This window comes from Acinetobacter sp. NIPH 2100 (assembly GCF_000369805.1).
Lineage (GTDB): Bacteria > Pseudomonadota > Gammaproteobacteria > Pseudomonadales > Moraxellaceae > Acinetobacter.
In genome coordinates, this window is record NZ_KB850224.1 from 3,244,139 (window position 1) to 3,260,666 (window position 16,528).

Consider the following 16,528-nt stretch of genomic DNA (forward strand, 5'->3'; position numbering starts at 1 on the left):
AAAAACACTGCATTGTAACGCTATTTTTTGTTCATTGAACAGAGTTTGACGTGATTGAGACAGTGAATCTTGCTACTTACAACAGCCTTGCTACATTTATCTATATTTTGAGTTTTTTCTCAATGATCAAAGCTTCCTAATTTTGGCCTGATCACACTGCATTTTAGAAATACGCCAAGCTCCTTTATACTAGCCGCAATTTTTAAGTTTTCTTTTTATTTTTATGTCTGCCCACCTTCAGGAAAAAGTACAAAGCAATGCTCTTGCTTTGCTACCGCTATTGGTATTTTTGATCATCTTTCTCGGGAGTGGTGTCTATCATTCAATAATCGGAACAGAATTTGCCTTTTATCAGGTCAAAGCACCCGTGGCCGCGATTCCAGCCGTGATTCTGGCGATGTTGCTATACAAACAAAAACTCAATGCAGCAATTGAAGAATTCTTACACGGTGCCAGCCATCCCAATCTAATCTTAATGTTTATGGTCTTTATGCTGGCAGGGGCTTTTGCCAGTGTATCCAGTGCGATTGGCAGTGTCGATGCAACCGTACAGCTCGGACTCTCACTGATTTCAGCTGAATATGTGTTGCCTATGCTGTTTATCATTGCAGCATTTATTGCAACCGCAATGGGAACCTCTATGGGCACCATAGCAGCCTGTGCACCGATTGCCTTTGGTTTCGCCCAAGCCACTGATATTGCACCTATCTATGCGATTGGTGCTGTGGTTGGTGGTGCCATGTTTGGCGATAATTTATCGATGATCTCCGACACCACGATTGCGGCAACACGTAGCCAAAATGTTGAACTTCGAGATAAATTTAGAGTTAATGTCTGGATTGCATTCCCCGCGGCTATCATTACTTTAATGGTTTATATTTCAATGAGCCATCAAGCGGAGGCAATTCAATCAACCCCTTATGATATCTGGCTGATTCTGCCCTATTTGGCTGTATTTTTTCTTGCTTTTACCCGTTTACATGTTCTGGCAGTGCTGATGATCGGTGTGATTTTATCGGGCTTGATGGGACTGATTGAAAAGCCAGACTTTGACTTACTCAAGTTAAATAGCGCGATTTATGATGGTTTTGTTGGCATGTTTGAGGTGGCATTACTTTCCATGTTACTGGGCGGATTATCAACTTTGATGCAAAAAGAAGGCGGTTTGCAGTGGTTGATTCAACGTATCTATGCCATTACTCGCCTGTTTAAATTCGGCAAACAACGTGCAGGTGAATTCGGTATCAGTTTTCTGGTGGTCTTCTCGAATTTATTTGTGGCCAATAATACCGTTGCAATTATTCTCTCTGGCGATATGGCACGTGAAGTGGCAAAAGAATATGGCGTTGACCCCAAACGTAGTGCAGCATTCCTCGATATTTTTTCTTGTGTCATTCAGGGGATTATTCCCTACGGCGCGCAGTTACTACTTGCCTGTTCAATTGCCAAACTCTCACCCGTTGAATTGATTGGCAATATCTACTATTGCTGGATTCTTGCGATTTGCGCAGTCCTTGCCATCGTCTTTAATTATCCACGCCTAAAAACACGTTAAAATCCTGTACGAATATGAGACTCGAAAATGTCGTTCACAACCTGAGCAAGCCAAAGCGACTAAAGCTTTGGTGAAGCGCAAGAATGAGGAAGTGAACCTTGCGGAGCTTCAATCGCTCCTCATGTGAATGACAATGGTTTGCCTACTTTTGCCAAAACAAAAGTAGGTCGAACCTAAGGTTTATCCAATAATTAGATGAGAATACAACATGACTCCGTTGAGCCTCCCCCATTTAAATAAGGATCTAGTGAAAAGATTCATTTTAAATCTACAGAGATTTTAAAAACTGCTTGGGAGTAATTCCTGTCCAACGCTTAAATGCCCTTCCAAACGCACTCTGATCTGCATAATTAAGCCGCTCTGCAATCTCTGAAAAAGACTTACCTTGTTGCAAATACAGCTTACTTTGCTCCAAACGATACTGATCCAGCACATCCTGAAAATTCAGTTCATAGGCTTTAAGCTGACGTTGTAAAGTCCGCTCCGAACAATGCAGACGTTTGGCGACATAACTTTGCAACACCTCTTCCTGCTGCACTAAACCTTGATCAATAAAGCTATGTATCTTCTGACGAAACTGCTGCTGCTGAACCTCAAAAGAACTGACACTGTTCAATGACTGTTGTGCCTGAGTGGATAACACATGGTTCAATTGCTGATCCGCGGCAATACTTTTTGCCTTTAAAATTTGATTGGAAAAGCGGATGGCATATTGCCCCTGCTGAATTTGAATCGGACAACCATAAAATTTTTCAAAATGATAAAGCGCAGTATGCGGTGCATAACCAAATTGAATCATCTGAGGGGGAACCAAAGCATCTTGCACAATCGATTGTGAAATTTTAAAGATCAAGGCCAGATTCAACTCATACATTTCCCGATAATCACTGTAGGATGCACTCCAAACGATTTGAATATATTCAGAAAATTGTTGTACATCGAGCTGCTCTAAATTGGTCTGTTTAAACACCAAAGAATAATAACGTTGTAATAATTGCAGGGCTTGCTGTAGATCAATACTGGTCGATGCCAAATAGCCCATTAACCCCAAATCTTGTAAGTTGGCATGTTCCGCCAGTACCAACGTAATTGGACGAGTAAAGTGTGGCTGAGCAGCCTGTAGCAATAAGGCATAGCGTTCAACATCAAAGTCTTTTTCATCTGGATTTTCTAAACAGGCTTGAAAGGCTTGCCAAAGTTCAGGCGCAACAACTTTAGACAAATCAATTTGTTCCTGTTGTAAAACACGATTAAACAATCGCAAATATCCAATGATTATTTTAACTGACATACGCCAATCTCATCCTGATCTGTCGTTATTTGTATAAAACTTGGCTGTAACTGTCAAAACATTTCATCGGAGTTTTTTCATACTGAGTTCATGAAGAAAAACAAGGAATAGTCAAGATGAATGCACATGTTTCCTATCAAGTTGATCCTGTGGTGAGAACAAAGTTGGACTTCCATCTCGATCAAGCACCACGCTTCTGGTTTGGGGGAGACCCGTTCCGCACCCGTATGTTTGATGCACTCAGCCTAACCTTCCCTGATGGCGAACGTTATTTTATTGAATCTGTCCGTTTATTCCGTGACAAAATTGATGATCCAGACTTACAGGAACGTGTCGCTGATTTTATCCGTCAGGAAGCACAGCATGGCATTGCACATGACAAAATGAATCAGGTCATGAAAGATCAAGGCATGCCTGTGGATCAATTCACCACTCGCTTAAAGAAAATTTTTAGATTTGAACTTAACAATCGCTCTCCCCAATACAACATTGCCATGACCGCAGCAGCCGAGCATTTAACCGCACTGATGGCAGATACGTTTTATAGTAAAAAGGAAACTTTAGCAGAAGCAGATCCTTTTGTTCGCGCACTTTTTGCTTGGCATGCGATTGAAGAAATGGAACATCGTGATGTGGCATTTGATGTGATGCGCGAAGTTGGTGAAGTGCCCGAAGCAACCCGTCGCTTTGCCTTGGTCTTTACCACAGTGATGATGTTTGGTTTTACCTTGTATCGTACAGATGTGATGCTCAAAACAGATGGTTTCAACTTGAGACAACGTTTTGATATGGCACGTAAAGGTTTACCGTGGTTCTTTGGTCGTAACGGTATTTTGACTGCAAAAAGAGCACAATATAGCGACTGGTTTAAAAAAGATTTCCATCCAAATCAACACCCAGTGATTCGCCAATACGATGTCTGGATTGATACTTTGGCTAAAACCAATGATCCTATTGCTGCGGGTGAAGCTTTTTGGCAAGCAGGAATTTAGTTCATTGCCCATAAAAAAATCCCCTTTCGATTGAGGGGATTTTTTATTTCCGTTGTTACCACTTCGCGTAATGTTGTTCTAACAAACCATATTGGCTATCTAATGACACTAATTCGACCTGTTCATGCGCAATCGTCCCACTGACTTTGGCCTGCCATTGATTAAACTGACTGCCAATCAAACGCAAGTTAATATTCTCAAAACGACACCAACCTGTTTCCACTACTAGATTTAAACATCCCCCCAAAGAACGAATCGACCATGTGTTTTCATTTTGCTGTTCAAATAGAACATCCGTCAGTGGATACAAACGTCCATTCACCCACAAAGCATTTTCATTACCAAAACTTTCATTCACACCTGAAGCAAGGTTAAGGCCAATACGCCGATCCTGCGCATCACGAAACTGGCAAGATAGCCAAAACCAAGCCGTTTCAGGTCGCAAAAAACCACAGGTATCGTCTAATGCTGCAAGGCTATGCGCATTGAATTCAATCTGTTGTTGATCAGGACTGATAAAGAACCCTTCAACTGCCAGCGTGGTTTGCTTCTGGGTATAGGTCCAACCATTAATCCCCGTCGGACTACATAAACTGAGTGCATCGGTACCTGCGCAAAAAATCCGTGCTTTTAACTGAATTTCACCATGTTTAGTCACTTGGATATAACGCACGCCATTGGCATGTTGCATATCGAATTGATAGGCTGATTTCTTAAAATAGCTTTGACTAAATAATGGTTGCTCATCAAGCTGTGTTTTGAATGCCAGTGGCTGAATCGCATTCCACTCAATCACTTTCTGGGTTTGATGATCATAAACATAAAAGAAACCATGTCCTGCCCAAGATAAATCAACAATCGCCACGCCAATGCTGTAATGCTCATGTTGCAAACCACAGAATTTAAACTTCTTATATTTAAGCTGTTTGCGCCAACCTTTGAGTATCTGTCCATAAGGCGTTTTATAGATATAGTCCTCCAAGTTAATCCGCGAAGGTACTTGATCAAAACGTCCATAACGAGGTTGACCATTGGCTTGTATCAAATCCATTTTATATTCCATGATTGCTAGGTCGCATCTATGCCCATAATAGACGGTAAGTGATCAAATTTACTACTATTTTTATATTTTTAAATACCTCGTACTTCACCTTTTATCCGAATAAGCCAAGCTCCTAACGAACTTTTTTAGCTCATCATTTCATCAAAAATTCATACAGAAGTTTTATTTTAAAAACAATCTTATACCACTCGATCAAAAAACCATGATGACTCAACAATTATTAAAAGCAAATGTACTCTGTCTCATGATGCTGTCTTTAACGGCGTGTAATGATGACAATAATAATAACGAAGTACCAACGCCAGAACGCAAAAACCAAAGTATCAATATCCTCGCTTTCAATGATTTTCACGGTAATCTGGAGCCACCAAAACGCTTTATCGAAGCAGATGATCCAAGCGATAGTAGTAAAACAGTACGTATTCCTGTTGGTGGGGTCAGTTACTTTGCAGATGCGATAAAAAAGTTACGCTCCCAATACCCCAACAATGCTGTGGTTTCTGCAGGTGACTTGATTAGCGCCTCCCCCCTCACTTCATCACTGTTTTTAGATGAGCCGACCATCGAAACCATGAACGATATCCAGATTGATTTCAATGCGGTGGGTAATCATGAATTCGACCGTGGAACCGATGAACTTCGTCGTTTGCAAAATGGTGGCTGTCAGCAATATACCAGTGCGAAACCGTGTCAAATTAATAAAGAATTTCCTGGCGCTAAATTCAATTTCTTGGCTGCCAATGTCTCGATGAAGACGGATCCAAACAAAACATTATTCCCTGCTTATAAAGTCAAAACCTATGGTGGCATTCCTGTTGCCTTTATTGGCATGACGTTGAAAGCGACGCCGAGCATTGTGTCGGCTGCGGGTATTAAAGATGTCAACTTTAATGATGAAGCGGATACGGTGAATGCCTTAATTCCAGAGTTAAAGAAACAAGGCATTGAAGCGATTGTGGTGGTGGTGCATGAAGGTGTTGCACCAAGTACCAAATTTAATAAAAAAACCTGTGATGGTCTCAGCGGTCCGTTACTCGGGATCCTTGATCGTTTAGATCCTGCGGTTGATGTGGTCGTTTCTGGTCATACGCACCAATCTTATATTTGTGATTACTCAACCAAGAATCCACAAAAACCGTTCTTACTAACGTCTGCGGGACAATATGGCACGGCGATTACCAACATCCAATTAGAACTGGACGGCAAAACGGGTAATGTCATTAAAAAGGATGCCAAACAAGTTCCGATTCAAAGTGAAGCCTATACCTCTGGCTCAACCACAGTGAACTTAACGGATCTATATGAGAAGTTTAATAAAACGCCAAGCATTGAAGCGATCCTTGATAAATATCGCCAAGCTGTCACCACCATTTCGGCACGTGTCGTTGGTACAGCCAATGGTGTCATTAATCGTAATGCAACAGAAAGTGGTGAAAGCGCACTCGGTAATTTAATTGCCGATGCACAACAAGCCATGGCTTTAACTGCGAGTAATCAAGGTTCAGACTTTACCCTGATGAATCCGGGTGGTGTTCGTGCCGACTTATTGGTGAACAGCAGTAATCAGATCACTTTTGGTGATGTCTTTACAGTACAGCCATTTGGCAATTCGATTGTGACTCTCAGCCTAACAGGCAAACAGATTCGCGATGTGTTAGAACAGCAATGGTCTGGCGCCAATACAGCCACGGTACGTATCTTACAGCCATCCAAAGAGTTCAGTTATTCCTATAAGAAAGACAATTCGACGTCACCGCGTGCCAGCAATATTTTAGTTGCAGGACAAGCTTTAAATGATACGAAGGTTTATCGTGTTACGGTGAACAGTTTCCTTGCCGATGGCGGTGATAACTTTACGGTATTAAAAGAAGGTAAAAATCCTGTCGGTGGTGGACAAGATATTGATGCACTAGAAAAATATGTGTCTCAGTATTCTCCATTAACTGCACCAAAAACAGATCGAATCAAATTACTGCCATAAGCTGTATCCATAATAAAAAAATAGGGAAGCCACTGCTTCCCTATTTTCATTTCATATTGGATTAATCCAAAGTCAGATAGGTATTTTCCCAAATCATCGGACTAAACTCACCTTGAACTAAATGGATATAACGTCCTGCAATATGATCTATCGGAATGCAGTCGTCGACATCTACGACACGATCCGTATGCGGCTTATCCCAGTGTTGCTCGATAAATTGTTTACCTAACTGTTTTGCAGTCACAGCATCAGACGCAACGACAAGATGATAGCGATGTAACTCACCAAATGCATCTGGTGTATATCCACCCAAATTTATTAAATATAGTTTTGCATCAGACGCTGATGGTGCAGCGTCTGAGAACTGAATTTGATAATTCGCACCTTGCGATTGCACACCCGTAAGCTGAGCCCAAGCATCAATATGTAAACCTTTGAGTTCACCAAACCAAGCCTGTTTCAACTGTGGTGTAAGCTCTGGCAATGTCTCACCAATCGCCATCACCACATCATGTACTTCCATATTGGCTTTGGCATGTCGGCCACCCAACATCACCATAAACAAACTTGGCATAGGAACAGCTTACATCTCGACCATTTCAACGCCATCAATGCGTGCAACCGTCATTAAATCTTTATCACCACGACCTGAAACCGTGGCAATAATGATTTGATCTTTCGACATGGTTGGTGCCAGCTTAGTGACATAAGCCATCGCATGTGAGCTTTCAAGCGCAGGAATAATCCCTTCGATTTGAGTGAGATCACGGAAACCTTGTAAGGCTTCATCATCATTGATTGGCACATATTCCACACGGTTCATATCTTTTAAGAAACTGTGCTCAGGACCTACACCTGGATAGTCCAAACCAGCTGAAATACTATGTGTTTCAATGATCTGGCCTTGCTCATCCGACATCAAATACGTACGGTTACCATGTAACACACCCACATGTCCTGCATTTAATGGCGCTGAGTGTTTCCCCGTTTCAATGCCATAACCTGCCGCTTCAACACCGTACATTTTCACATCCTGATCATTCAGGAATGGATAGAACAAGCCCATCGCATTTGAACCTCCACCGACACACGCCACTAAAGCATCAGGCAAACGTCCTGCTTGATCTTGGATTTGCTGGCGAGCTTCACGACCAATAATCGACTGGAAATCACGAACGAGTTGTGGATATGGATGTGGACCGGCAACAGTACCAATCACATAATAGGTACTATCGACATTGGTGACCCAATCGCGCATCGCTTCGTTCATGGCATCTTTCAATGTTTTTGAACCACTTTGTACTGGTACAACCGTCGCACCCAACAAACGCATACGATATACATTCATAGCCTGACGTTTCACGTCTTCAGCGCCCATGTACACCACACATTCCATCCCCAAACGTGCTGCAATGGTAGCCGTCGCCACACCGTGCTGACCTGCTCCTGTTTCCGCGATGATGCGCTTCTTACCTGAAAGCTTTGCCAATAAAGCCTGACCAATGGTGTTATTGACCTTGTGCGAACCCGTATGGTTTAAGTCTTCACGTTTCAGGTAAATTTGCGCACCGCCGAGGTGCTGAGACCATCGCTCAGCATAATAAAGCGGACTAGGACGACCAACATAGAACGCAAGATCACGATCAAACTCTGCCAAGAATTGAGCATCATTCTTCATACGACCATAAAGACTTTCGAGGTCTTCAAGTGCAGCCATCAGCGTTTCTGATACAAAACGTCCACCATGAATACCGAAATGCCCTTGCGCATCTGGAAACTGGGTGTAATCAATAACCTGATTTTCTTGATTAGAGTTTTGCTGATCCACGTTGGACTCCTTGCATAAATTTTTCAATGAGTTGTTGGTCTTTTATACCTTTTGCGGATTCGACGCCTCCGCTGACATCCACAGCAAAAGCGGCTGTAGTATCAATAGCTTCACTCACATTTTCAGGGGTTAATCCGCCTGCCAAAATTAGTGGAATATTGAGTTGGGGAAATTGCTCCCAATCAAAGCGATGCCCTGTACCGCCTTTTAGCTCAGGATGCCATGCATCTAATAAAACTGCACTGGCGCCCGCTGCTTGATAGCGCTGGATTTCAGCCACAACATCTAAATCGGGTTTAACCTGAATAGCCTTATACCAACGGCGTTTGCATTGTGCTGCAATGAATTGGCATTGTTCTGGCGTTTCATCGCCATGTAGTTGTAATACATCCAAAGGAACTGAATCAAGCACCGTTTGAATTTCTTCAGCGCTTGCGTTTACAAATAAGCCTACCAACTGTACATAAGGAGGAACTTGTTGTGCCAATATTTGAGCGTGTTCAATGCTGACATGACGTGGACTTGGCGGAAAAAATACAAAACCGATTGCATCTGCACCTGATTGTACAACTGCATGAATATCTTGTACTCGGGTAATTCCACAAATCTTGGCGCGAGTTCGCATCTGGTTTTGGCGCATGAGCTGTCCAATTTAAACTGAATATTTTTGAAACTCTCGCATTGTAATGCAATTTGGCCCACTTTGGGCAAAGTTCATTCTGAAATGCAATTGTTTAAAAAACGTTATCACTTTATACTTTGCGTAATCTTGCAACAAGTCTAAAGCAAATTCTTTTGCTTATAGGGAAGTTGGTGGAATTCCAACACTGCCCTCGCAACGGTAACACCGAATCACTCATCTCAGCTCAACGCCAAATCACTGCATCGGTATGATGTGGGAAGATGATGAGTAACATCATTTATTTGATGATTATAGTGGAGTCCGGAGACCTGCTTGTTGCGTATTTCCACATTATCATTCACGAAGGGTGAATGTCTGGAGCGACATCATGTCTATTGCTTTTCAACCGACTCGTTTAGTTGGTGCTATCGCTATTGCGATGGGGTTTTCTTCACCTGCTTTTGCTCAAGATCAATCAAGCGATAAAACTGCGGCGCTAGATACGATTGTTGTTACGGCATCAAAAACACCTGAAGCAATTAAAAACGTACCTGCTCGTATTTCTGTGATTGATGAAAAGAATATTGCTCAATCATCACTAAAAACACTGCCTCAAATTTTAACTCAAGAAGCCAGTTTAAATGTCAAACAAACTGGAGGGTTTGGACAAACTGCATCTGTTTCAATTCGTGGGGCAAATCCATCGCAAACTTTATTTTTGCAAGATGGAATGCGTTCAAATATTGCAACTGTCACAGGAACAAACTTACATTTATTTGATCTAACAGATATTGAAAGAATCGAAGTGTTAAAAGGCGCAGCCTCTGTACAATACGGAACAGACGCAATTGGCGGTGTGATTCAACTGATTTCAAAAACACCGCAAAAAAATCAAATTTTCACCACCATTGAAGCAGGTGAGAAAAACACCTATAAATCTATTTTAGGCATCGATCTTGCACAAGATGGCTACTATGCCCAACTTCGTGGGCAACGCTTTGAAACGGATGGTGATAAAAATATCAGCAATGAAGACCGTAAAGCCAGTTATGATCAAAAAGGTTATGCTGCAAAAGTTGGTGTAGAACAAGAGCAATATGCTTTTTCAGCAGAAGCTAAAGAAAATAAAGGACATGGTGATTATTTTTCTTATGGTGCGGCACAGGGTTATGATTTTGTAAATCGTTTATATAATGTCAAAGCTCGTATGAACTTAAATGATAATGTGATTTTAAATACTCGCTTATCGCAATTTGATGATCAATATAATAGTGTAGGTCAAGCAGCCTTTCCTTCTATTGTAAAGACCAAGCAACAAGAAGTTGATTCTAATATTCAATGGAAGTTTACGCCATCACAAAATATTTTGGCAGGGATAGAATATAACGATACAACCGCTGAGAAAGCGGTAGCTTATGTGGGTGACAGTACATTTAAAGATCACAACGAGACGATCGGCTATTATTTACAACACCAATATCAACAAAATGGTATCAGTACACAAGCAGGTATCCGAGTTGAAGATAATCATCAATTTGGTACACATACTGTTGGACAATTGGCAGGACGATTCCAAGTTGCTCCTCAAACCAGTATTTATGCCAATATTGGTACGGCATTTAAAGCCCCTATTGTCGGACAACTCATCACTGAACCGTCTTGGTGGGGTGGAAATCCTAATTTAAAACCTGAAGAAAGTATCAGTTATGAACTTGGCTTTGATCAACAGTTAAATGCTGGATTGCAAGTCTACGGCTCGGTTTATCAAACCAAAATCGATGATTTACAAGTCTCATCGGCTAAAACAGGTTATAAATTCTATAACATTGATAAAGCAACATTAACAGGCACAGAACTTGGTTTAAAATGGAACTACAACCATTGGTTTATAAATGGTGAATATGCTTATATTCGTCCTAAAGATGATAAAACCGATCAAGACTTACCAAACCGTTCACGCCAAAACTTTAGTTTAAGCACAGGTTGGGATAATGGTGTTTATGGTTTCTCCACAGCGATGGAGGCAAAAGGCAAGTCAAAAGATTTACAAGATATTGCAGGACATGTCAGTCTGGATGTCAATGCATATTGGCAAATCACCCCAAATGTTAAAGTCTTTAGCAATATCATCAATTTGACTGATACTATTTACCCAACTGCTTGGAACAATGAAGTAAAATCTTATTACATCGCCAGCGGTCGCCTAGCTTCTGCGGGTGTCACATTCCGTTATTAATCACGCGCTAACATAATAAAAATATTTTCTTAACTCCAGTTTCGGGGTAATGTTCTGACCGACATTATCCCCTTTTTATTTTCAGGATCAGAGAAACAGAACTATGGGACATCGTTTAAGTAAAATCTATACACGTACAGGTGACTCAGGCACGACAGGTCTGGGAGATGGCTCACGTGTTGCCAAAGATGATTTACGTATTGCTGCGCTAGGTGATGTCGATGAACTCAATGCAACCATTGGTGTACTGCGTGCACAAATCAGTGCCAGCCAAGTTGAAAATAAAGCTGAGTGGGATAAAAGCTTAAGTCTTATTCAACATTGGCTGTTCGACTTAGGCGGCGAAGTGTGTATTCCAAATTATCACTTACTTCAACCTGTATGCGTCGAGTTTCTGGAAAAAGAAATTGATCACATGAATGAATCTTTACCGATGCTGAAAGATTTCATTTTGCCATCAGGTAGTTTGGCATGCAGCTATGCACATCAAGCCCGTGCAGTGTGTCGTCGTGCTGAACGTGCTTTATTATCAGTACATAATCGCGACCAAAACATTCAGGCAACCGCATTACAATTACTCAATCGCTTGTCAGACTGGTTATTTGTTGCCTCACGTGCTCTACAACGTGCTGAAGGGGGTAGCGAAGTACTTTGGCAAAAAAATATTAACGACAGTATCGATCAAGCATAACTTTTCAATAAGGCAGAAATGAATGCGAATTATTGGTCATCGTGGTGCACGTGGTGAAGCGCCTGAGAACACTTTAGGTGGTTTTCGCTATTTGCACGATTTAGGTGTGCGTGCAGTCGAATTTGATGTGCGACAATTGAAAGATGGTCAATTGGTGGTCATTCATGATGATGACTTTGTCCGTACCGCTGGCCGATCGCAACAGGTTGAAAGCTGTAGTTTATTCGAAGCTCAGCAATTCGATCATCGCCATCAATGGCAAGCATGGGCTTTTGAAGAGTACACACCGAGCCTGCCGCATGTTTTGAATTGCCTTACTGACTTTGAGCATATTGAAGTAGAAGTCAAAGCGGTTACAGATGATACCGCAGCTGAACGCTTAATTCATCAGTTACATCACGATTTGAAGGGCTTTGAAAAAACGGTAACCATTACCAGTTTTGATATCAAAATTTTGGCTGCGTTACAGCGTCATCAAAGTCATTTTAAGCGTGGGTTGCTGGTTGAAATTCCAATTGGGGAATATGCGATTGAACTTGCCCAGCAATATGGCTGCTGTCAAATTGGTTGGGGAGATGCACTGGCGACAGATGAAATCATTCAACGTACCCAGCAGGCAGATCTTGAAATCAGCGTCTGGACGGTCAATGAAGTTGAACGTGCCAAGCACCTACAGCAATTGGGTATTCAGGGTTTAATTACCGATCTACCCACCACGATGCTACAGCATTTGAAGTAAGAAAAAGGCGGAATAAATTCCGCCTTTTTTATGTTACTTTTTACGTTGTGCCTGAATGAGACGTAGCCCTTTCGCATCTAATAAATATAAATTTGCGCCATCTAACTGAAAACGTTCAACCCGTTGAATCGCATCCATCAAATCTGCCTCTTGCGCCAAAGCGCGATTACAGCTTTGATGTTGTGCCATCACATCAAAATCCAGTTTACGTTGAGCAAAATCATACTTATAACGACCATAAATATTGTTGCAGCCTGTATGACCCGTCACCATTTTTGAGACAGAGTTGAGCAAGAAACTCGGATACTGGTTAAAGAACAATGCTCGCTTGCCCTGAATCGTTGTAATCTGCCATTCGACATCCTGAACACCATCTATACTCTTACGCACTTGCATTGCCGGTGGCTGAGTTACTCGCTTGGGCTGCAAGGTGTTTTTTTGTACGGGTTTCGGCTGACTTTGGCAGGCAGCAAGCATGATTGCTGCAGAGAATATTAAAGTTTTGTTAAAAAATGCCTTCAAAGAAAAAATAGGATTTTTCACGATAATTTGCTCAGACATTGATTTATTTCACCTTTTAATTCATTGATTAATTGTACAAATGAATTCTGTTACTGTTCTTTCGATACAACTGTAGAATAATGCTAGTGCTATTTGATTTGGACATGCTAATATCGGTGATAAAATAGCAATATATCGTCATGATTGGTTTTGCTATCTCGTTTAGTTTTATTATCTTGTGCAAACAAGGTTTTTAGGAGCGCTGACGGATATGACTTCCGCCCCACTCAAAAAAGCACCCATTAACTGGACTGCTAGCATTACCTTAATTGGAACACCAATTCTTGCTGCTATATTAATTCCTTTGTACGCCTATTATTATGATTTTAGTGTAAGTGCATGGGTGAGTATGATTTTCCTATTGGCACTTAGTAGCCTAGGAATTACAGCAGGTTATCACCGTCTTTGGGCACACCGTGCTTATGAAGCGGCATTACCGCTTAAAATTTTACTCATGATTGGCGGCACCTTTGCTGTTCAAAACAGTATTCTGTTCTGGGCTTCAGGTCATCGTACCCATCACCGCCATGTCGATGATGTTGATGAAGACCCGTATTCAATCAAACGTGGCTTTTGGTATGCACATTTAGGTTGGATGATTCGCGATCACTCTCCATCTAAACCAGATTTTAAAAATGCACCTGATTTGATGAATGATAAATTAGTGATGTTCCAACACAACTACTATGTCCCAATGGTGATCGCAGTTCACGTGGGTGTATTAGGCTTAATTGGTTGGGCAACTGGCGATATCTGGGGTGTAATCCTACTCGGTGGTTTATTACGTTTGATCATCAGCCATCATGTCACCTTCTTCATCAACTCACTGTGTCATATGTGGGGCAAACGTCCTTATACCGATGAAAATACGGCGCGTGACAACTTTGTCTTGGCTATTTTCACTTGGGGTGAGGGCTACCATAACTACCACCACATTTTCCAATACGACTATCGTAATGGAGTGAAATGGTGGCAATATGACCCAACCAAATGGTTGATTTGGACCAGTTCAAAGCTAGGCTTAGCTAAAAATTTACGTCGTATTCCAAGCTTCAATATCAAGAAAGCTGAACTTGCGATGAAGTTTAAATATGCTGAACGTGACTTGGCGATTTATGGTCATGATGTAAATACCGACATCGTGCAAATGAAACAACGCATTGCACAAGAATATGAAGCTTTCACCCATACCTTAAATGATTGGGCAAAGTTAAAAGAACAAGAGCTTCAAGCGAAAAAAGCAGCGATGGCTGAAAAAATCCATCAAATGGATCACAAACTTAAAGTTGATTTCCAATTGCTTGAACATCGCTTAAGTCACCACCGTGAATGTTTAGAAACCTTGATGCGCAACATCAAAAAAGCGCCTGTTTCTGAATAAAAGATAGTTGTGAAAAATGGTCTCTTTAGAGGCCATTTTTTAGGTCTGCAGATCGTGTTCCCTGCTCCCAACGATTCACTCTTTCACCGTTATATTTGCTATAGTCATGATTCAGCTCGACACGATGTTTCAGTTATGCAATTCAATCCTCGCTATGCTTCCCTCAATTCCAAGCTCTATCACCAACAACAGCCAAGTCCGTTGCGTGGTGCCAAAGCAGGTCATTTTAATGAAGCACTCGCCAATGAATTGCAGTGGAGCGACGAAGATAAAGCCAACTGGGTTGAAATCTGTAGCGGACAAAAAACCTTTGCTGAGTTTCCTCCTCTCGCCATGGTTTATGCAGGGCATCAATTTGGACAATGGGCGGGACAACTCGGTGATGGTCGAGGTTTATTGATCGGGCAAATCCTGAATCAGCACGGTGAAACCATCGATCTCCATCTAAAAGGTGCAGGCTCTACCCCCTATTCACGCATGGGTGATGGTCGTGCTGTGCTACGTTCCGTGATTCGTGAATATTTAGCGGGACATGCATTAAATGCTTTGGGCGTTGCATCCAGTCATGCAGTGGGTTTCACAACCTCGACTCAGGGCGTACAGCGCGAAACCTTAGAACTGGGTGCAATGCTATTACGTACTTCCGAATGTCATATTCGTTTCGGTCATTTTGAATGGATCAATCAATACGCACCTGAGCTCTTAGCTGATTTCACCCAAAAATGTATCGAATGGCATTATCCGCAATGTTTAGATGCTGAAAACCCAATACTCGCTTTTGCTGAAGCCGTGATTGAGCGAACCGCCATCATGATTGCCAAATGGCAACTGGTTGGTTTTGCCCATGGCGTCATGAATACCGACAATTTAAACATTACTGGCTCAACACTGGACTTTGGCCCGTACGGGTTTATGGAGCGATTCCGCCCAAATTGGATCAACAACCATTCCGATTACCAAGGTCGTTATACCTATCAAAACCAGCCGAGTATCGGACACTGGAATCTATGGACATGGCTAAATAATTTGATTCCTTTGGCATCAGTTGAGGATAAAGAACAATTTAAACTCGATTTAGCCGCATGTTTAGAAAAATTTGAACCCAGCTTCTTGCATCATTATGGCCAAGGTCTATGCCAAAAAATGGGGCTACCAGAATTTCATAAAGACAGTCTTGATTGTAGTTTTGCCTTTCTTGGAATTTTGCAAACTGAACAACTGGATTACACCCAGAGTTTTCTTCGCTTGCAACAGCAGGATTACAAGGCATTGAGAGATGATTGTATTCATGTACAGCAATTTGATGATTTCCTGACACGCTATCAAAACATCCGACAGCATCAAGATACTGATGAATTAAATCGAACCATGCAGCAAGTCAATCCACAGTATATTCTGCGCAATCATATGGCACAGAAGGCTATTGAGCGTGCAGAGCGTGGTGATTTTAGTGAGGTTGATCGGCTATTTAAGCTATTGAATCAGCCTTATCAAAAGCAACCTAATTTAGAAACGGAACAAGATACCACACCTTTACCAAGCGATGTACCTGAGGTCATGGTGAGTTGTTCATCTTAATTTTGAATCG

At 41.7% G+C, this 16,528-nt stretch carries 14 protein-coding genes and 1 riboswitch; of the genes, 8 read left to right on the plus strand and 6 right to left on the minus strand.

The features are described 5' to 3' along the window. Positions 1-223: 223 nt before the first annotated feature. Positions 224-1,555 carry a Na+/H+ antiporter NhaC family protein gene (locus F887_RS03100; protein WP_005296688.1) on the plus strand — a complete coding sequence of 444 codons (1,332 nt, stop codon included), beginning with the start codon at positions 224-226 and terminating at the stop codon, positions 1,553-1,555. 268 nt (positions 1,556-1,823) lie between these two features. Here F887_RS03100 and F887_RS03095 read toward each other — a convergent pair whose 3' ends face one another. Beyond that, on the minus strand, positions 1,824-2,846 hold the full coding sequence (locus F887_RS03095) for an AraC family transcriptional regulator (RefSeq protein ID WP_005296691.1): 1,023 nt from the start codon (positions 2,844-2,846) through the stop codon (positions 1,824-1,826). Between the two features lie 116 nt (positions 2,847-2,962). On the opposite strand from F887_RS03095, the gene F887_RS03090 reads away from it, so the two are divergent. After that, the gene (locus tag F887_RS03090) at positions 2,963-3,838 is read left to right on the plus strand and encodes a metal-dependent hydrolase (protein ID WP_005296693.1); all 876 of its coding nucleotides are present in this window, start codon (positions 2,963-2,965) and stop codon (positions 3,836-3,838) included. 55 nt (positions 3,839-3,893) lie between these two features. Here F887_RS03090 and F887_RS03085 read toward each other — a convergent pair whose 3' ends face one another. Continuing rightward, positions 3,894-4,889, minus strand: a complete 996-nt coding sequence (locus F887_RS03085; protein WP_005296695.1) for a DUF2804 domain-containing protein — start codon at positions 4,887-4,889, stop codon at positions 3,894-3,896. Between the two features lie 214 nt (positions 4,890-5,103). On the opposite strand from F887_RS03085, the gene F887_RS03080 reads away from it, so the two are divergent. Further along, a complete protein-coding gene (locus tag F887_RS03080) occupies positions 5,104-6,882 on the plus strand; it encodes a bifunctional metallophosphatase/5'-nucleotidase (RefSeq protein ID WP_005296698.1) in 1,779 nt (592 codons plus the stop codon). Between the two features lie 61 nt (positions 6,883-6,943). On the opposite strand, the gene F887_RS03075 is transcribed toward F887_RS03080, so the two are convergent. Genes F887_RS03075 through F887_RS03065 form a run of 3 tightly spaced genes read right to left on the minus strand, consistent with a single transcriptional unit; the run spans position 6,944 to position 9,350 of the window. Next, the gene (locus F887_RS03075; protein ID WP_005296701.1) at positions 6,944-7,456 is read right to left on the minus strand and encodes a DUF1543 domain-containing protein; all 513 of its coding nucleotides are present in this window, start codon (positions 7,454-7,456) and stop codon (positions 6,944-6,946) included. 9 nt (positions 7,457-7,465) lie between these two features. After that, entirely contained in the window at positions 7,466-8,710 is a 1,245-nt protein-coding gene (gene trpB, locus F887_RS03070) for a tryptophan synthase subunit beta (RefSeq protein WP_005296704.1), read from the minus strand. Further along, a complete protein-coding gene (locus tag F887_RS03065) occupies positions 8,691-9,350 on the minus strand; it encodes a phosphoribosylanthranilate isomerase (protein WP_005296707.1) in 660 nt (219 codons plus the stop codon). Before F887_RS03065 ends, trpB begins: the two co-directional genes overlap by 20 nt. A gap of 119 nt (positions 9,351-9,469) precedes the next feature. Then, a riboswitch (cobalamin riboswitch) is annotated at positions 9,470-9,684 on the plus strand. Positions 9,685-9,720: 36 nt separating this feature from the next. On the opposite strand from F887_RS03065, the gene F887_RS03060 reads away from it, so the two are divergent. From F887_RS03060 to F887_RS03050, 3 genes are all read left to right on the plus strand, one after another. Further along, positions 9,721-11,568, plus strand: a complete 1,848-nt coding sequence (locus tag F887_RS03060; RefSeq protein ID WP_005296709.1) for a TonB-dependent receptor plug domain-containing protein — start codon at positions 9,721-9,723, stop codon at positions 11,566-11,568. 103 nt (positions 11,569-11,671) lie between these two features. Continuing rightward, positions 11,672-12,259 (plus strand): cob(I)yrinic acid a,c-diamide adenosyltransferase, encoded by a 588-nt coding sequence (locus tag F887_RS03055; protein WP_005296712.1) that lies wholly within the window; start codon positions 11,672-11,674, stop codon positions 12,257-12,259. 22 nt (positions 12,260-12,281) lie between these two features. Further along, a complete protein-coding gene (locus F887_RS03050) occupies positions 12,282-12,998 on the plus strand; it encodes a glycerophosphodiester phosphodiesterase (protein ID WP_005296715.1) in 717 nt (238 codons plus the stop codon). Positions 12,999-13,031: 33 nt separating this feature from the next. Here the strand turns inward: F887_RS03050 and F887_RS03045 are convergent, their stop codons facing one another. After that, positions 13,032-13,559 (minus strand): META domain-containing protein, encoded by a 528-nt coding sequence (locus F887_RS03045; protein ID WP_005296717.1) that lies wholly within the window; start codon positions 13,557-13,559, stop codon positions 13,032-13,034. A gap of 211 nt (positions 13,560-13,770) precedes the next feature. Here F887_RS03045 and F887_RS03040 point away from each other — a divergent pair, with 211 nt between their 5' ends. Further along, positions 13,771-14,940, plus strand: coding sequence for an acyl-CoA desaturase (locus F887_RS03040; RefSeq protein ID WP_005206167.1), 1,170 nt, complete (start codon positions 13,771-13,773; stop codon positions 14,938-14,940). A 135-nt stretch (positions 14,941-15,075) separates the two neighbouring features. Beyond that, positions 15,076-16,518 carry a protein adenylyltransferase SelO gene (locus F887_RS03035; RefSeq protein ID WP_032862979.1) on the plus strand — a complete coding sequence of 481 codons (1,443 nt, stop codon included), beginning with the start codon at positions 15,076-15,078 and terminating at the stop codon, positions 16,516-16,518. The last annotated feature ends 10 nt before the right edge of the window (positions 16,519-16,528 follow it).